Origin of the sequence: Dactylosporangium sp. CA-139114 (genome assembly GCF_050955725.1) — a bacterium.
Lineage (GTDB): Bacteria > Actinomycetota > Actinomycetes > Mycobacteriales > Micromonosporaceae > Dactylosporangium.
On the sequence record NZ_CP192080.1, the window covers coordinates 2,189,016 to 2,206,594 of the forward strand.

The 17,579-nt window shown below is 73.0% G+C and carries 10 protein-coding genes and 1 pseudogene; 4 read left to right on the forward strand and 7 right to left on the reverse strand.

The window, feature by feature from the left end:
- Position 1: 1 nt before the first annotated feature.
- Complete coding sequence (locus ACQP2P_RS09865) at positions 2–364, forward strand: hypothetical protein (protein WP_433085325.1); 363 nt, start codon at positions 2–4, stop codon at positions 362–364.
- 1,443 nt (positions 365–1,807) lie between these two features.
- Here the strand turns inward: ACQP2P_RS09865 and ACQP2P_RS09870 are convergent.
- The 5 genes from ACQP2P_RS09870 to ACQP2P_RS09890 all read right to left on the reverse strand — a co-directional run bounded on the left by ACQP2P_RS09870 (position 1,808) and on the right by ACQP2P_RS09890 (position 7,146).
- On the reverse strand, positions 1,808–3,415 hold the full coding sequence (locus ACQP2P_RS09870; protein ID WP_433614880.1) for a DUF2334 domain-containing protein: 1,608 nt from the start codon (positions 3,413–3,415) through the stop codon (positions 1,808–1,810).
- A gap of 17 nt (positions 3,416–3,432) precedes the next feature.
- Positions 3,433–4,605: a non-hydrolyzing UDP-N-acetylglucosamine 2-epimerase gene (gene wecB, locus ACQP2P_RS09875; RefSeq protein WP_433614882.1), complete on the reverse strand. Its 1,173-nt coding sequence runs from the start codon at positions 4,603–4,605 to the stop codon at positions 3,433–3,435.
- Between the two features lie 62 nt (positions 4,606–4,667).
- Positions 4,668–5,978 (reverse strand): glycosyltransferase family 2 protein, encoded by a 1,311-nt coding sequence (locus ACQP2P_RS09880; protein WP_433614884.1) that lies wholly within the window; start codon positions 5,976–5,978, stop codon positions 4,668–4,670.
- 3 nt (positions 5,979–5,981) lie between these two features.
- Positions 5,982–6,149 carry an LPXTG cell wall anchor domain-containing protein gene (locus ACQP2P_RS09885; protein WP_433614885.1) on the reverse strand — a complete coding sequence of 56 codons (168 nt, stop codon included), beginning with the start codon at positions 6,147–6,149 and terminating at the stop codon, positions 5,982–5,984.
- 178 nt (positions 6,150–6,327) lie between these two features.
- Positions 6,328–7,146 carry a serine/threonine-protein kinase gene (locus ACQP2P_RS09890; protein WP_433614886.1) on the reverse strand — a complete coding sequence of 273 codons (819 nt, stop codon included), beginning with the start codon at positions 7,144–7,146 and terminating at the stop codon, positions 6,328–6,330.
- A gap of 136 nt (positions 7,147–7,282) precedes the next feature.
- On the opposite strand from ACQP2P_RS09890, the gene ACQP2P_RS09895 reads away from it, so the two are divergent.
- On the forward strand, positions 7,283–8,281 hold the full coding sequence (locus tag ACQP2P_RS09895) for a LacI family DNA-binding transcriptional regulator (RefSeq protein ID WP_433614888.1): 999 nt from the start codon (positions 7,283–7,285) through the stop codon (positions 8,279–8,281).
- A 1-nt stretch (position 8,282) separates the two neighbouring features.
- On the forward strand, positions 8,283–9,647 hold the full coding sequence (locus ACQP2P_RS09900; protein WP_433614890.1) for a serine/threonine-protein kinase: 1,365 nt from the start codon (positions 8,283–8,285) through the stop codon (positions 9,645–9,647).
- 361 nt (positions 9,648–10,008) lie between these two features.
- On the opposite strand, the gene ACQP2P_RS09905 is transcribed toward ACQP2P_RS09900, so the two are convergent.
- Complete coding sequence (locus ACQP2P_RS09905) at positions 10,009–14,490, reverse strand: LuxR C-terminal-related transcriptional regulator (RefSeq protein WP_433614892.1); 4,482 nt, start codon at positions 14,488–14,490, stop codon at positions 10,009–10,011.
- Between the two features lie 63 nt (positions 14,491–14,553).
- Here ACQP2P_RS09905 and ACQP2P_RS09910 point away from each other — a divergent pair.
- A pseudogene (locus tag ACQP2P_RS09910) lies at positions 14,554–15,324 on the forward strand (PP2C family protein-serine/threonine phosphatase); the annotation flags it as partial.
- Positions 15,325–15,914: 590 nt separating this feature from the next.
- Here the strand turns inward: ACQP2P_RS09910 and ACQP2P_RS09915 are convergent.
- A complete protein-coding gene (locus tag ACQP2P_RS09915; protein ID WP_433619076.1) occupies positions 15,915–17,549 on the reverse strand; it encodes an FAD-dependent monooxygenase in 1,635 nt (544 codons plus the stop codon).
- Positions 17,550–17,579: the final 30 nt, after the last annotated feature.

Consider the following 17,579-nt stretch of genomic DNA (forward strand, 5'->3'; position numbering starts at 1 on the left):
GATGGACATCGCGGTGGAGGACGTCACCGCCCGCTGGGTCACCGCCTGGACCACGGGACGCACGACAGACCTCTTCAAACTCCTGGCAGCGGCCCCGGCGATCGAGACGAACCTGGACCCGGACGGCGACTTCATCGAACTCCTGACGGACTACGCCGCCGCCCTGGACTCGGTGACGGTCTTCGCCGAGACGGTCCTGGACCGTAGGGCCGCCCTGGTCTACGACTGCACCCTGTCGGGCGAGACCTTCCGCCTGGCGGAGTTCCTGACCGTGAACGAGGCGGGCCTGGTGACCGAGATCCGCCGCGTGTACGACCTCAACGCCATCGAACGCCTGATGCCCCACCTGCTCCTGGAACACTGAGCGCCCGCGGCCGGCGCTCTCCCGCGCTGTTGTGTGTCCGGCACCCGCTTACGCACCTCGCCCTCTCGCGACCGCGCCGTCTCGCGCGTTGCGTGTGCGGCCCCGGCTTGTGCACCTCGCCTTCTCGCGCGTTGCGTGTGCGGCCCGGGCCTGTGCACCTCGCCTTCTCGCGCGTTGCGTGTGCGGCCCCGGCTTGTGCACCTCGCCTTCTCGCGCGTTGCGTGTGCGGCCCGGGCCTGTGCACGTCGCCTTCTCGCGCGTTGCGTGTGCGGCCCCGGCCCGTGCACCTCGCCCGCTCGCGCGTTGCCCGCCCGGGCCGGTGGCTTGCGCCTGCCCTTCTCGCGCTTCTACCTGCGTCTTTGCGGGTTATCCACAGGCTGGAAGTCGCTCTTCCGCGGGGGCGGCGGGAGGGGAATGCTGGAACTCGTGAGCGACAAGGAAATCCCGGCTCCATCCGTCGGCCGCCGGCCAGACGACCACACCATCACCCGCGGCCCGCCGGGCCGCCCCTGAGATTCCCGAACGCCGGGCGACGCCGGAACGGCCGCGCCGTCCTCGCGGCTGCCCGCGCTCCTTCCTTCGCGCGGAACCCGCACCGCGCCGGAGTGCGTACGCCGCCGCGAAGGCCACGCCGCGCCGCCCAGTGCGGGGCCGGGCCGACCCGCCGCGCAGGGTCGGCCCAGTCCCCGCCCGCCCCGTCACGCCCGCGCCCAAACCACCTCCCGGCCGAGACGGCCGCGACCCGCAGCACACCGGAACCGAGCGCCACGGGGGCGCTTGGCACCACGTGGACATCGAGCGCCACGGGGGCGGTCGGCGTCCAGCGCTGTGCCGTGACGCTGCGCGATGCGGGGCGGCGGCACACCGGCACCGAGCGCCACGGGGGCGGTCGGCGTCCAGCGCTGCGCTGCGACGCTGCGCGATGCGGGGCAGCGGCACACCGGCACCGAGCGCCACGGGGGCGCTTGGCGCCGCATGGACATCGAGCGCCACGGGGGCGCTTGGCGCCACGTGGACACCGAGCGCCACGGGGGCGCTTGGCGCCGCATGGACATCGAGCGCCACCGGGGCGCTTGGCACTACGTGGACATCGAGCGCCACGGGGGCGGTCGGCGTCCAGCGCTGTGCCGCGACGCTGCGCGATGCGGGGCAGCGGCACACCGGCACCGAGCGCCACGGGGGCGCTTGGCGCCGCATGGACATCGAGCGCCACGGGGGCGCTTGGCGCCGCATGGACATCGAGCGCCACAGGGGCGGTCGGCGTCCAGCGCTGCGCTGCGACGCTGCGCGATGCGGGGCAGCGGCACACCGGTCACGTCGGCGATCGAACACCGCGCAGCGTGCAGCCGTTGTGTGCGGCGAGGGGGCTTGCACAACGGCGGAGGCCGGACCCCGGGAGCGGGGTCCGGCCTCGTCGAGCCGCAGTGCGGAGGGAGGAGCGAATCAGGCGACCGTGGTCATCGACGACGCCGAGACGAACGTGTAGCCCAGGGACTGGATGCCCTCGACGGTCGACTTGAGGTACGACGTGCCCAGGTACGGGTGGTAGAAGAAGCTCGCCACGCCGTCGCGGACGGCCAGGTTCGCCTTCGCGTTCGCGACGAGGTCGGCCGGCAGCACCGCCGGGTGCTGGTTGAACGGCTCCGGCTCGATGTTGCCGATGTTCTCCGGGATGATCGTCGAGCCGTAGACGTCGCGGACGGTGTACGGGAAGTACTGGCCGACCATGTGGGCGACGCGGTTGTCCACCGTGGTGCCCGAGAGCACGCCCGGGAAGTAGAGGCCGCGGTCGTACCGGACGCCGAAGAGCGTGTTGATGGTCTTGTAGTCCAGCGCCGAGGCGGCGTAGTGCGGCGGCTCGAAGATGGTCGGCTGGGAGAGGCCGGCCATGAGCCAGTCGGCGCGGGAGGCGGTGACGCGGGCGGTCACGTTGAGGGCCGAGTCGTTCTTCACCGGGCCGTCGTAGATGACGGCGTCGTTGGCGTCGACGTGGGCGAGGAAGAACTCGAAGTCGTTCGCGCTCACCCCGTCGTACGGGTTGTTCCGGGCGTCGAGCTGGTGCGTGTAGCCGTGCATGAGCAGCGTGCCGCCCTTGCTCTGCATGTACTTCAGGGCGCTGACCACCAGTGGCCGCTGACGCAGCGTGTAGTCCTCGGCCTTGCCATTGTTGTTCACGCCCTTCGGGTCACGGTAGCGGCTGTAGACGGCGACGGTGAACGGGACCTTCTTGCTCGACAGGTAGTCGGCGACGGCGCGCAGCTCGGCCGGGTCGGCGTCGGGACCGACGTCCTCGATGCGGACCAGGGCGCGGTGCCGCGCGGCGGTCCGCGGGGCGAGCACGTCGTAGAGCAGGTCAGAGAACGCGAGGTACCGGTCGTTCGACGTGATGTAGGAGAACGGGATCTCGCCGATGTAGGTCAGGTTGCCGGACTTGATGCCCCAGGGGAACGTCGACCCGTCGGCGCGCACGGCGTCGGCCACGCTGACCGCCTTGGCGCTGTCGTAGACGGCGTAGTCCATGATGCCGGCGAGGTTGCGGGTGTCGCGGGTCAGCGCGGTGCCCTTGTAGTCGACCTCGGCGACGGTGGAGACGTCGAAGCCCTTCCAGGTGTACCCGTACCTGGTCGCGAAGTCCGCCGAGCGCGCGGTCAGCTGCCAGATGTTGTCGTACAGCCACACCACCGGCTTGCTCGTGGCCAGCACGTCGTCGAGGAAGGCGGTGGGGATCGGCTCGTCGTACGTCGAGCCGACGTAGACGACCGCGCTGTACCGCTCCAGCTCGCCCTTGGTGTAGGCGCCGACCGGGTGCGCGGTCCAGGCGCCGAAGTGCGAGACGAGGTTCGTGGCCATCATCCCGTAGTCCTCGCCGAGCCAGGCGTACTCGCCGGTGTAGTCGTAGAGGACGAGCGTCTTCGTCGAGGCGCTGGAGCCGGTGGCGCCGGCGCCGGAGACGGTCTTCGCGGTGGTCGCGGCCAGGGCCGGGGCCGCGGGAGCGGCGAGGCCGAGCGCCGCGGCGAGCACGAGGCCGAGCAGAGCTGAGAGCTTGCGCATGAGCGGAGAGAACCCCATCAGACGAGCGAGGCGGACGTGGGCATCGGGGCGGGCAGGGGCGCGAGGCCGAGCATGGCGGCGACCGCCTGCTCGGTGCGCTGCGACGCGAGACCGTCGCCGTACGGGTTGCCGCTGGCGGTCATCGACTGCCGCAGCATCGGGTCGTCGAGCAGCTTCGCGGCCTCGGCGACGATCAGGTCCTCGTCGGTGCCGACCAGCTTGGCGCAGCCGGCCTGGAGGGACTCGACGCGCTCGGTGACCTCACGCAGTACCAGTGCCGGAACCTTGAAGGACGGGGCCTCCTCCTGGATGCCGCCCGAGTCGGTCAGGGCCAGGTAGGCGCGGGAGAGCAGCCGGGCCAGCGCGGGGTAGGGCAGCGGGTCGGTGATCGTCACCCGCGGCACGCCCGCGAGGCCGGCCTCGACCTGTGCCCGGACCGCCGGGTTGGCGTGGGCCGGCAGGACGACCCGGATGTCCGGGTACGCCTCGACCAGGCGGCGCACCGCGCCGAGGATGCGGTCCAGCGGCTCGCCCCACGACTCGCGGCGGTGCGCGGTGACCAGCACCAGGCGCGCCTCGCCGTGCTCGGCGGCGTCGACCGCGGCGGCCACGCCGGCGTCGTCGAACGGCAGCTCCTTCGCCGCGATCTCCAGCGCCGCGTCCACCACGGTGTTGCCGGTGATGAGCACGTTGGACGGGGACACGCTCTCGTCGAGCAGGTTCGTCGCGGCGAGCGCGGTCGGGGCGAGGTGCAGCGCCGCGAGCTGGCCGACGAGCTTGCGGTTGGCCTCCTCCGGGAACGGCGAGTCCAGGTCGCCCGAGCGCAGGCCGGCCTCGAGGTGCACGACCGGGATGCGGCGCCAGAACGCGGCCATCGCGCCGGCGAGCGTCGTGGTGGTGTCGCCCTGCACGATCACGGCGGCGGGCTTGCGGGTCTCCAGCAGCGCGTCGAGCTGTTTGATCATCTCGGTGAGGAGCTCCGGCTGGCTGCCGGTCACGCGCTGCAGCGGCAGGGTCACGTCCGCCTCGACGTCGAAGGCGGCCAGGGCCTGCGTCACCATCGTCGGGTGCTGGCCGCTGGCGACCAGGACCGGGCTGAGGCGGCCGGCGGCGCGCATGGCGGCCGCGACGGGGGCGAGCTTGATGGCCTCGGGACGGGTACCGGCGATCAGGAAGACTTCAGGAAGCATGTGTGCGTCACCTTGGGAGGAGGAAGTGCCGCATCCGTGCGGAGAAATCCTTGTCGTGCGGTTCAGGCGGCGACCGGCTCTTCGGCGAGCCGTTCGGTCTTGGCCCAGGCGTTGCGCCGCGCCACCTGCCGGCCGATCGCCCGCCAGGTCGCCACGAGGCCGAGCAGCAGGAAGAACGGGTAGGCCAGCGCCGCCCTGAGCAGCGTCGGCGTGGTCTCGTCGCGCAGCTGCGCGCGGTGCACGAGCGCCCAGACCAGCCCCGGCACCGTCATCCCGACGACCCAGAAGAGTGCGACCTCGCCCATCTGGCCCCACGAGTGGATCAGGAAGGTGTCCCCGTGGCCCGGGATCAGGTGCCACATGGCGTACCCCCACAACCCGAACACCGCCGCCGTGCCGAACGCGTTCATCCACGGCGCGAGCAGGTAGTACAGCATCTCCAGCAGCGCGTGGTTGCGGATCTTGCGCGAGGCGATCAGCCTCGGGACGTACGACACGCACTGCAGGTTGCCCTGGGCCCAGCGTGTCCGTTGCCGGACCAGGCGCTTGACGTCCACCAGGCCCTGCTGCTTGACGTGGGCCAGCGAGGTGTACCGAATCCGCTCCCCGTTGAGGTGCATGCGCAGTCCGAGCTCGAGATCCTCGACCAGGCAGTGCGACCAGGGCGCGTTGCCCAGCCGCATCAGCGACGACAGCCGGGCGAACTGCCCGTTGCCGCCGAGGCCGACCGTGCCCGCCGTGTCGCGCAGCAGCTGGCTGGCGTTGGCGATCGCGGCGAACTCGAGATCCTGCACGGCCCCGAGCACCTTGTTGCGGTTGTGGATGCGCACGCGCACCTGCACCGCGCCGACCTCCGGGTCCCGCATGAGCCGCGAGATCTCCGGCAGCAGGTTGGCGCTGCCCCGCCCGTCGCCGTCGATGACCCCGACCGCGACCCGGGACGGGTCCTCGCCGTGCAACAGCGTCAGGTCCCGGATCGCCCGGAAGGCGGCGTTGAGCGCCTCGCCCTTGCCCTTGCGGGCGTTGGGGAAGTCGCGGCGCAGGACCGTCAGGCCCGGGTGGTCGATGGCGGCCAGGACGTCCGGGGTGCCGTCGTCCGATCCGTCATCGACCACCAGGACCCTGGTGCGTGTGCCCTCCGGACCGCTCAGCGCCAGGGCGGCGCCGACGGTCCGGCCGACCACCCGCTCCTCGTTGAGGGCGGGCACGACGATCCAGAAGGTCAGCGGCTCGTTGCCGTTCGGCGCGATGGCATCGCGCCGGCGGCGGCGTCCGGCGGTGACCGCATCGCCGGTGGAGAACGCCACCAGCGCCAGGTTGTACGCCGGCCAGAGCGTCAGCAGCGCGAAGCCGACCAGCAGGATCGCCGTCATCGCTCAGGCGGCGCTGCGGTTGAAGCGCGACGCCCGGACCATCAGGAAACCGGTGACCACGAGCGCGACCCCGGCGACGACGATGGCGAAGACCGGGCTTCCGGTGACGGGCAGCGACCCGGCGGTGGCTCCGCCGGTCACGACCACGCCGGTGACCTTCGAACCTGACATGACAGCTTCCCCTCGGCTATCCGGTGGTGGTGCCCGGCGGCTCCTTGCCGGCAACCGTCGTGCACCTGGTCCGAGAAGCTTGGCTTGCCGCTGCGCCGATCACAATGGGTGACAGGGTCGCTGGGGGGAAGTCCAACCGAGCACCCGACAGGGCGCTTACGCAGGCAAAACCCGGCGATTACGCACCGTGTCGAGACGGTGTGCCGTAGCTCTCGGTGAGGTTCCGGGGCTGCTGCCAGCCGGGGGCGAACTCGGCCCACAGGGAGAGCGCGACGGCGGCGCTGTCCGGCCGCTCGCCGGGGCGCTTGGCCATGCACTGCCGGCACAGCTCGGCCACGGACCGGGGCACGCCGGGGGTGAGCACCACGGGCGTCGGGGCGGCCTGCAGCAGGCGGGCGCCGGGCGCGTGGGGCGAGCGGCCGGTGAGCATGTGGTACAGCAGGACGCCGAGCGCGTACACGTCCCACGCCGGAGCGTGTTCGACCCGCGACGCCGACGGGTGCGCGAAGGGCACCGCGAGCCCGAAGTCAATGATCTTTACGCCGGCGGTGGTCAACATGACATTGTCGGCCGTCAAATCCCGGTGCGCGATGCCGCGGCGGTGCGCGACGGCGAGCAGCTCGGCGACGGAGGCCGCGATCTCCACCGCCTCCTGCCACGGCACCGGGCCCTCGGCGAGGCGGGTGGCCAGTGGCACCCCGTTGAGCAGCTCCATCGCGACGGCCGGCACGCAGACGCCCTCGGCCTCGATCTCGCCGAACGCGAAGACCTTCGGCACCGTGGGGTGGCGCATCCGCTGCATGAGGTGCGGCTCTCGTCGCGCCGCGTGACAGGCGCGGGTGTTGTTCGCGAACGCCGGTGCGAGTACCTTCACCGCCGCCGGCCGGATCCGCTCGAGGTCGAAGGCCTCGTAGACCAGCGACATCCCGCCCCGGGCGATCGGGCGGACCAGCAGGTAGCGCTCGAGCACCCTGCGGCCAACCTCGATCCCGGACACAGACGACGACTATTCCTTATCCGGCCGTGCCAGCGATAGCCCTGGCGAAGTTCATAAGTGTGATCGAAACCTATAGTTGACATCGCGGTAACTCTGACTGACGCTGACCGCAGGAATCGCTCCCACAGGAGATTTGATGCCTGAGCACACCGCCGAGCCAGCACCATCACCCACCGTCACCGAGGTCGCCGCCGCCGCGGGGGTCTCCGCCGCCACCGTCTCCCGCGTCCTCACGGGCCGGGTGCGGGTCAGCACCTCCGCCCGGGTGTCGGTGCACGACGCCATCGCCCAGCTCGGGTACGTCCGCCATCGTGCCCCGCGCCGGGTCGACCGCCAGGCCGCGGGCCTGCCCGTGGCCGCCGTCGTGTTCGAGCCGGCGGCCCGGCTGTTCCGCGACGGCTTCGTCGCGCGGCTGCTCGCCGGGGCCGAGGAGGAGCTGTCCGCCCGCGGGGTGCCGCTGCTCACCATGTCCGCCACGCGCGGCACGGTGGCCGGCTCCACCCAGTTCCTGACCGCGGGCGGGCTCGCCGGCGTGCTGCTCGTCGGCGCGCCCGGGCAGCACCCGCTCGCCGTGTCGCTGGCCGCGTCCCGGGTGCCGCTGCGCTCCGCGGGCCGCCCGGAGCTCTCGGTGCCGTATGCCGACGTCGACAACCGCGACGGCGCCCGGCAGGCCGTGGAGCACCTACTCCTGCGGGGCCGGCGGACCATCGCCACGATCGCCGGCCCGCCGGACTCGCCCGCGGCCGCCGACCGCCTCGACGGGTACCGCCGGGCCGTGATCGCCGCCGGGCGCCAGCCCCTGGTCGCCTACGGTGACTACAGCACCCCGTCCGGTGGCCACGCCGCCGCCTGGCTGCTCGATCGCACCCCGCGCCTCGACGCGCTCTTCGTGGCCTCCGACGCCATGGCCGCCGGCGCCCTCCAGGCGCTGCGCAAGTCCGGCCGCCGGGTGCCCGAGGACGTGGCCGTGGTCGGCTTCGACGACGCCCCGCTCGCGGCCTTCACCGCGCCCGCCCTGACCACGGTCCGCCAGCCCGTCGAGGAGCTCGGCGCGGTCGCCGCCGCCCTGCTGCTCGACCCGGACAGCGGCAACCCGGTCCTGCCGACCGAGCTCGTTGTGCGGGCATCCACATAGGATGCGCGATGCTCAGCTGCGGGAGGGCGACATCCTCGCCCGCCGCTACGTCCTCAAACAGCCCGTCGGTGCGGGCGGCATGTCGGTCGTCTGGCGGGCCTGGGACTCGACCCTGGAGCGCACGGTCGCGGTCAAGGTCCTCGACGGCCCCATCGCGTCCGACGGCGGCCAGCGCGACCGCATCCGCCGCGAGGCCCGGGCCGCGGCGCGCATCGAGCACCCCAACGCCATCGGCGTGTACGACTACGGCGAGACGGTCACCCCGCGCGGGCGCATCGCCGCATACGTGGTGATGCAGCTGCTCGACGGCATCTCCCTCGCCGCGCGCCTCGAGAGGGGCCCCATGCCGGTGCCCGAGGCGGTCGCGGTCGCCGCCACGGTCGCCGACGTCCTGCACGCCGCCCACCGCCGCGGCGTCGTGCACCGCGACGTCACGCCCGAGAACGTCATGCTCACCACCGACGGCGTGCGCCTGCTCGACTTCGGCATCGCGGCCGACATCGGCCAGCGGGAGGAGGCGATGACGTTCGGCACCCCGCCGTACGTCGCGCCCGAGCGCCTCACCGGCGCCCCCGCCAGCGGCGCGACCGACGTCTACGCCCTGGGCGTGCTGTTCTACGAGATGCTCACCGGCGCCCCGCCCTACCCGGCCGCGACCTGGGAGGAGCTCGAGCGCGCCCTGGCCGCCGAGCGCCGCCCCGCCCTCAACGTCCCCGGCCTGCCCGCCGCGGCCGCCGCGGTGTGCCTGCGCTGCCTGGCGGCCGACCCCCTGCGCCGCCCGACGGCCGCGGAGATGGCGAGCATCCTCGGGGCGAAGTCCGGGACGTCCGCGCTGATCACCCGCCGCCGGGCGCTGGTGGCCGTCCCGGTCCTGGTGGCCGCCGCGGTACTGGCCGTGCTCCTGCTCCACGACGACACCCCGGACCCCGGCTCCGGCCAGAACGCGGCCCCCGCACCGACGATCAGCATCCTCGTGTCGGTCGTGCCGGCCCCCACCAACGGCCAGTCCACGCCCACGCCGACCACCCAGGCCCGCCGATCCGGCCCGCCCACCACCGGCGGCCCGGCGAGCCCGCCCGCGTCGCCGGCGGCCCAGTCGCCGCCGCTGACCCGCCCGGCCGCGGGGAGGGCGGTGCTGGACATCGTGGACCGGCGCTCGCAGGCCGGGGAGATCCGCTCGGACGTGGCGCTGGACATCCGCAACCAGGTCAACAACCTGTTGTGGGACTCGACGGACGCGGCGCGGCGGATCGAGGCGCTGCGCCGGAACCTCTCGGACCGCACGCGGGACCAGTCGATCAGCGACGCGGCGTACCAGGAGCTCGACGCGGCGGTGGTCCAGTTCGGCCGCACCTTCACGACGTGACGCTCCGTCGCCCGCGGCTCAGGCCGGTCAGTCGGCTGCTGCCGCTCATCTCGTATCCGGCTCATGCGGATGCAGGCGTGGCTCAGGCCGGTCAGTCGGCTGCCGCTCTTCTCGTCTCCGGCTCATGCGGATTGCGGGCGTGGCTCAGGCCGGTCAACCGGCTCGGTCTCGGCGGATGCGGGCGTGGCTCAGGCCGGTCGGTCGGCTCGGTCTCCGGCGTATGCGGATGCGGGCTTGGCTCAGGCCGGTCGGGCGGGTGGGTCCGATAAGTCGGGCGCTCCGCGCCGCGACTTATCGGATATTTCGCATATGTCCGAGTCCGCGGGTTCCCGGTGTCTGCCAGGAAGCGCGCCCGGGCCGGTCAGCGCTCAGGAGCCAGCCGGTGCCGTACCGCCCACAGCGCCGCCTCCGTCCGAGAAGCCGCACCCGTCTTCCGCAGCAGATTTGAGACGTGCACGGTGACCGTCCGGACCGAGATCCCGAGCGAGCTCGCGACCTGCTGGTTCGTCATCCCCGCGGCGAGGCACCCGAGCACCTCGATCTCCCGCGCGGTGAGGTCACCACCAGCGCGCAGGCTGTGCAGCAGCGTCTCGGCCTCGGCCAGGCGCCATCCGGGCCAGTGCGCGAGCAACGCCACCGCGCGCTCCGCGTGCCGCCGAGCCTCCCCGGCGCGCCCGAGCCGCACGAGCGCGTGGGCGACGGCCGTGTGCACTGCCGCCTCCTCGGCCCGCCCACCGTCGTCTCCGATCGCGGCGGCGCCCATCGCCATCGCGGCACCGATTTCGTCGTCCGCCCCGACACCGTACGTGACAGCCCCGGCCCTCGCGCGACGCGAACCACGCTTGCCGCCTACGCCTCCACCAGTGCCGCCTCCACCAACTTCGCCGACTCCTTTTCCGCCCCCGCCGCTTCTGCCACCCCCGCCAACGCCGCCACCCCCACCAACGCCGCCAACCCCACCTTCGCTGCCGCTTCCGCCGCCCCCGCCAACGCCGCCACCCCTGCCTTGGTCGGCGCCGCCCCTGCCTTCGCCCCCGCCAACGCCGCCGCCCCTGCCTTCGCCGTCGCCGCGTCCGCCGCGTCCGCCGACTCCGCCTTCGCCGCCGACTCGTCCGCCGCCGGGGTATCCGCCGCCGACGTGTTCGCCGCGTCCGCCTTCGACTCCGCCGCCAAATCCGCCTCCGCCCCCGGCGCCGGCTCCATCGCCGACTCCGCGCGCGCCCGGAACGAACCCGATGATCCCCGTGCCCCCCGCCCCAAACCCTCCCGGTCCGAAGCCACCGACGTCGAAGGCGCGCACATTCGCACTGTCCCGACCGCTCGCCTCGCTCACCGCCGCGCCGGCAAGGGCCGCGGGCAGCAGGTCGAGCGCGTCGGCATCGCGGCCCGCAGCCACCGCAAGCAGCAGTTCCAGCCGGACGGGCCGATCGGGCACGTGCTCCTCGACCACCGCCGCGGGCACCCCGCCATGCAACGCCCAGCGCGCGGCCTCGGCCAGCCGACCCGGCCCGCACCGTCCGACACAGTCGCGCAATGCCTCGGCGGGATCCGCCGGGTGTACCCCCCGTGCCGCCACCGCCACCCGCAGCACCCGAACCAGCCCCGAGTCGCGACCCTCCGCATCCGCGCGAGCGAGCATGCGCACCGCGAGCGGATCGTCACCGCGCTCAAGAGCGAGCAGTCCCGCCCGCGCGGTGAAACGGACGCGCTCGACCGGATCGCTCTCGATCGGCAGGCGCGACCAGACCAGCGCCTCCGCCCGCGCCAGGTCCCCGGTGCGCATCGCATGCGCGATTCCGAGCGTTGTGGTCCGACCCGCGCAGAATTCCAACCCGTACCGTGCAACAGTCGCCATCGCCTCGTCGAACAGCCGCCAACCCATCACCTCGCCCAGCCGCGGCAGGCTGACGGCCACCAGGTTGTGCACTGCGCGCCCGATCGTGATCGGATCGTGCTCGCGCGCCGCCAGCTGCCGAGCCGCGCGCAAAAGCGCAACCCCGCGCTCGAAGTCCCCGGTCAGCGCGAGCGCGGTACCGAGCGTGACGGATGCCGCGGCGATCTCGACCCCGGCCCGCTCGGCGGCGGCAACCGCAGCCTCGGCCAGGGGCAGCACGCGAGCGGCGTCCTCGGTGCGCAGCGCACTCTCAGCCTCAGCCGCCCGCTGCCGCGCACGCGACGCCGCCGACCCGCCGACGGCCGCGGCCCGATCGAGCGACCGCCGATGCCCGGCCGGGTCCCCGAGACACCAGCGCACCCCAGCGAGCCGCCGATGCGCGTCAGCGGTCCCGTCGAGATCATCCGTCTGCTGTACTTCCTGCAGCCAGTCACTCGCATAGTTCGCCGCATCCTCGAAGCGTGCCGCGACAAAAGCCGCCTCGGCCCCGACGGCAGCAAGGACAACCCGAACCTCATCGGGCGCATCGACCGCCATCCGGGGTCGCGCGCCAAACGCATCTTCCCGCCCACCCGGCCCGTCGCCGCGCGTGTCGTACACGTTCGCGTGCGTGTCGCGCACGTCTGCGTGCACGTCGTGCACCTTCGCACGCGTGTCGCGCACATTCGCACGCGTGTCGCGTACGTCTGTGTGCAGGTCGCGCAGGTCGGGCACGTCTGCGTGCACGTCGCGCACCTTCGCGCGTGTGTCGTGCACGTTCGCACGCGTGTCGCGTACGTCTGTGTGCAGGTCGCGCAGGTCGGGCACGTCTGCGTGCACGTCGCGCACGTTTGTGTGCACGTCGCGCGCCTTCGCGTCCGTGTCGTGCACATTCGTGTGCGTGGACGTCTCGCCGGCAGCCACCTCGATCACGCCGGAGTGCTCGCCACGCGCATCCCCGGTCTCGGCGGCGAGGTTCGGTGCGGCCCCAACGGAGGCGTCGGTAGCGGCGTCGGCATCAGCGTGCGGATTGCGCGCAGTGAACAACGGATCGTGTGCGTTTGGTTGCGGGATCGTCGGGCGGTTCGGTTTCGCGGGCAGGCTCAGGCCCAGCGCGACCAGTTCCACCGCCGCCTCCGGCAGACCCGCGGCCAGACTCGCGGCGGCTCCGCGGGCGGCGGCTGCGCGCGCTTCGGCCGTACGACCCAGGGATGCCGCATGCCGGGCCAGTGCGGCGTCGTCGCCCAGCTCGACGGCCAGGCCCCGCGCGAGTGTGTGCACTCGTGTGCGTTCGCGCGGCATGGCACCGGCCGCGAGCGCCTCGCGCAGCAGCGGGTGCCGGAACCGCAGCGACCCGGCCGGCGCCAGGTCCGGCGCGATGAGCAACAGGCCGAGGTCGAGCAGCCGGCGCAGCGCGGGCTCGACGTCCCCGCCGCACACGTGGAACAGCACGTCGCTCTCCACGGGGTCGCCCAGCAGCGCCGCCGCCCGCGCGACCCGGCCGACCAGCGCGGGCTCGCTCGACAGCGGCTCCACCAACAGCCCGACGACGTGCGCGGGCAGCGGAGCGGCCGGCAGGTCGTCGGCGGTGTCGTACGCCGCGAGCAGCTCCGCCAGCCAGAACGGGTTCCCACCGGTGCGCCTCCGCGCGCCGCGCACGGCCTCGGGTGCGGGCGCACTGCCGTACGTGGCCTCGATCAGCTCGGCGGTCTCGCGCGCCGTGAACGGCGCGACATGCACACGAAGAACAGAAGGCGACCCTCCGAGACGTCGCAATGTGCGCGCGGCGGCCGGCGCGAACGCAGCCTCCTGCGGCGGCCGGCTCGTAACGAGCATGAACGCACACAGCGACTCGGCCGCGGCCGCGAGCTCGGCGACGAGCGAGAGACTGGCCGGGTCGAGATCGTGCAGGTCCTCGACGACGATGATCCCGAGTCCGGCGCCACCGCCGTTCGCGCTGGAACTACCGATCACCACCGAACTGCCGCTCACGCCGGAACTGCCGTTCGCGCTGGAGCTGCCGTTCGCGCTGGCACCGCCGCCGATGCCATCGCCGCTCGCGCCGTCGCCGCCGATGCGAGCGGCGGAAGGCGTGCTGGAGTCATCGGTGCCAACGGAGCCTCCGGGGCCGACGCGGGTCCCGGCGCTGCTGCGTGACCCGTTGCCAGGGCCGTCGGCGTCGGAGCCGCGGCCGGGGTGGTCGCCGTCGTCGGTGTTCGTTGGGTCGCTCGGGTCGATGCTGAAGCCGCCGTCGAATGCAGCGGAACCTCCGTCGCCAAAGCCGCCGGTGGCAGGGCCGCGAGTTGCGGAGCCGTCGCCCGAGCCGGTGGTGTCAAGGACGCCAGAGCCGGAGCTGCCGGTGCCGGAGCGACTCCCGGAGTCGGAGCTGCTTGCGTCGGAGCGACTACCCGACCCGGACCCGCTGACGCCGAAGCTGCTCCCGGAGTCGGAGCCGGTGATGTCGGAGCGACTCCCGGAGTCGGAGCTGCCGGTGCCGGAACGACTCCCGGAGCGGGAGCCGCTGATGCCGGAGCTGATTTCCGAGCCGCGCCCGGCGCCGTCGTCGATGTTCGAGTTTGGCTTCGATGGGGGAGTACCGCGCAACAACGCGCGCACCACGTCGACCGCCGCGCGCAATGTCGTCGCCGGGGCGAGTCGGGGCTCGGCGGCGTCCAATGATCGTTGCGCCAGGTGATTGAGCAGCGACTCCTCGACCGGGAGCGTCGCCGCCGGGCGGTCGGTCAGGACCGATGCCAGCCAGTCGTACGGTGCGGCGCCCTGCGAACGGGAGGAACCGCGCAGTACCGTCGTTCCGGCCAGGTCAAGGCGTCTCAGAGCCTCCGCGACCAGACGGCTCTTGCCGCTGCCGCCCTCGCCGGTGATGAGCACGATCCCCGGTCGCCGGGCCGCCCACGCCGCCTCGATCTCGGCGAGCTGGGCCGCTCGTCCGATGAAGGGGGCGGTCGGCATGCGGCCACGATACGCACAAGTGCGTAGTGACGCCCGCCGTATCGATACGGCACGCTGTCAGGCATGGCAGAGGGTGTCGCAGAGGACGTGGTCGACGGCGGACCTGAACCGCTCGCGCTGCATTGGGCGTCGCGCACCGACACCGGCCTGGTGCGCACATCCAACCAGGATTCGGTGTTCGCGGGCGACAGGCTCCTCGCCGTCGCCGACGGCATGGGCGGGATGGCAGCGGGTGACGTCGCCAGCCGGCTCGCGATCGAGGCGATGGGCCCGCTCGACGGGGAGTTCGCCGGGAACGACCTGCTCACAGCGTTGCGTACGGCCGTCTCCGACGCCAACCGCCGCATCCGCGACGAGGTCGAGGAGGACCCGGCGAAGCTGGGCATGGGCACGACCCTGACCGCGATCCTGTTCTCCGGTGACCGCATCGGCCTGGTCCACATTGGAGACTCCCGCGCCTACCTGCTGCGCGGCGACGAGTTCGCGCAGATCACCAAAGACGACACATACGTACAGTTGCTGGTGGACGAAGGCCGCATCACGCTCGACGAGGCGGCCACCCACCCGCAGCGTTCCCTGGTCAGCCGGGTGCTCCAGGGCCAGCCGACCGATCCCATGTACTCCGTGACAGCCGCCCGAGCCGGCGACCGCTACCTCCTGTGCAGCGACGGCCTGTCGGGCGTTTTGCGCGCGGAGACGATCGAGGAGGCACTGCGCGAGTACGCAGACGTCGATGAGTGCGTCGATCGCCTGGTGGACCTCGCCCTGCGCGCGGGCGGCCCGGACAACATCACCGCGGTCGTGGCGGACATCGTCGGCGACGACGTACCCGAGCGCAAAGGCCTGCGCCACCGCCTCCGCCACTGGCTGGGCCGCGACGAGATCAGTAACGCCCGCCTCCCTGCGTAGGCCGACTCCCACAGCGAGACCCACGAGCGCCCGGCTCCCCGCTCGCGCTGATCCCGCTCGCGCTGATCCCGCTCGCGCCGATCCCGCTCACGCCGATCCCGCTCACGCCGAGCAAAGGCGCAGACACAGAGACGGACAGCGGAAGTGTGCAAACCGACCGTCCGCGACGAGCAGCGCCCGGATCCCACTTCGCGCCGAGCACATGTGCGGGCGTGCTGGCAGCACTGATAGGGGCGTGCCGAGTGTTAGCTATGCGGTCCGCCACCCAGCGGCACTGATAGGTGTGTCGTTCTCATCCGCGACCCGGGCCGCAACGGGATCGGCAGCGCCAGCCTCGCCCCTCGCGTCGAACGCTTGTGCGGATGCGGCCGTGACCCGTGTCGCAACGGGATCGCCAGCGCCTGTCGCGTCGAACGCGCGTGCGGGCTCGGGCGCTGGCTGGGGTTGCGACGGGATCGGCGGCGCGAGTCTCGTCGCTCGCGTCGAACGCGCATGCGGGCGCGGCCGCGACGCGATCAGCGAGCGTCGGCTCGCCCGGGCGGTTCCCAGGCCGAGATTCGCTCCGCGCCGCGCACCGTGAGCCTCGCGGGCGTGAGCCGAGCGAGCGTCCGCAGCACCGCGCCGCCCACGACGCCCCGAGCCCCGGCGAGCCGGCCCACCTGCCAACTCCGCCGTGCAACAAACGCCACCCGCGGCCGTCGCATCCTGTCGTACTCCGCCAAAGCCCCCGCCACCAACGCACCCAATTCCGACGGGGTCGCCACGTTCGCGGTTGCGCGAGGCATGAGCGCGGCCAGCGTCACCGCGTCCTCGAGCGCCTGGCACGCGCCCTGGCCCAGGTTCGGCGTCATCGCATGGGCCGCGTCGCCGACGAGGGCCACCCGCTCGCCGAACCGCATCGGCGCCACCGGGTGCAAATCGAGCAGCGGATGGTGCAGCAATGTGCGCGAATCGGTCGCGGCGAGCAGTTGCGGGATCGGCTCGTGCCAGTCGCCGAACAGGCGCTTCAGCTCGCTGAGCTGCTCGGCCGGGCTCGTGGTGCGCAGGGGCGCGGGTGCGGCGGCATACCAGTACACGCCGCGTCTCCCCATGGAGAGGTAGCCGAAGCGGAGGCCGCCAGGTCCCATGGTTTCGCCGCCGCCCCCGCTGGCGCTGCTGTCCCCGCCGCCCCCGTCGCTGCTGCCGCCGCCCTCGGTGCTGCTTCCGCCCCCGCCGCTGCTGTCCCCGTCCCCGCTGGCGCTGCTGTCCCCGCCGCTGCTGTCCCCGTCCCCGCTGGCGCTGCTGTCCCCGCCGCCGTCGCCCTCAGTGCTGCCCCCGCCCCCGTCGCCCCTGCGGCCGTCGTCGCTGCCATCGCCCCCGCGGCAGTGGTCGCTGCTGCTACCGCCGCCAATGCTGTCGCTGTTGTTGCCGCTGCTGCCGCCGTCATCGCGGTTGCCGTCGCTGTTGTTGCCCGTGCCGTCGTCGCTGCCGTCGCCGTCGCCGTCGCTGCCGCTGCCGCTGCCGTCGTCGCCACTGTTGCCGTCGTCGCCGCTGGCGCCGCTGCCGCCGCTGGCGCCGCTGCCGCCGCTGGCGCCGCTGCCGCCGCTGCCGCCGCGGCCGCCGTTGTCGTCGCGGTTGCCGCTACTGCTCCCGCGCTCGCCCTCGCTGCTGCTGCCGCCGCCGGGAGTGGCCGGGCCGATTGTCGTCACCGCGCGCCATGACACCTGGCCGCTGTTGCGGATGCGAGCAGCCGGGGCGTACGCCGCGCGCACGACACTCCCGATTCCGTCCGCGCCGACGATCAGGTCGGCTTCGAGTGTGTGCACATCGGTGACGTTCACGCCGGTGTGCACTTGTAGTCCCGCGGCCAGGATTTCGTGCAGATCCGCGCGGTGTACGACGATTGGGCCGGACATCGACACGCGTGTGAGCCAGGTGCCGTGCGCGGTGCGCAGGCCGCCGTGCGTGATCGGCGCGCCGGCGGCCCTCACGCGGTCGCCCACGCCGAGCCAGTCCAAGGCGCGCAGTGCGTTCGGCCACAACGACAGCCCGGCGCCGGCCGCCTCCAGCCGTGGCTGACGCTCCAGCACCGTGACGTCCCAGCCGCCTTGTCGCAGTCCCCGGGCCGTGGCCAGGCCGCCGATTCCGGCGCCGACAACGATCGCATGCATGTCGGTCTCCCTGGATGCCGCTGGTGGTGC

Coding starts and splice junctions, on each gene's coding strand:
- ACQP2P_RS09865 (WP_433085325.1), top strand. CDS start 2: ATGGACATCGCGGTGGAGGACGTCACCGCCCGCTGGGTCACCGCCTGG.
- ACQP2P_RS09870 (WP_433614880.1), bottom strand. CDS start 3,415: ATGCGCAAGCTCTCAGCTCTGCTCGGCCTCGTGCTCGCCGCGGCGCTC.
- wecB (WP_433614882.1), bottom strand. CDS start 4,605: ATGCTTCCTGAAGTCTTCCTGATCGCCGGTACCCGTCCCGAGGCCATC.
- ACQP2P_RS09880 (WP_433614884.1), bottom strand. CDS start 5,978: ATGACGGCGATCCTGCTGGTCGGCTTCGCGCTGCTGACGCTCTGGCCG.
- ACQP2P_RS09885 (WP_433614885.1), bottom strand. CDS start 6,149: ATGTCAGGTTCGAAGGTCACCGGCGTGGTCGTGACCGGCGGAGCCACC.
- ACQP2P_RS09895 (WP_433614888.1), top strand. CDS start 7,283: ATGCCTGAGCACACCGCCGAGCCAGCACCATCACCCACCGTCACCGAG.
- ACQP2P_RS09900 (WP_433614890.1), top strand. CDS start 8,283: ATGCGCGATGCTCAGCTGCGGGAGGGCGACATCCTCGCCCGCCGCTAC.
- ACQP2P_RS09905 (WP_433614892.1), bottom strand. CDS start 14,490: ATGCCGACCGCCCCCTTCATCGGACGAGCGGCCCAGCTCGCCGAGATC.
- ACQP2P_RS09915 (WP_433619076.1), bottom strand. CDS start 17,549: ATGCATGCGATCGTTGTCGGCGCCGGAATCGGCGGCCTGGCCACGGCC.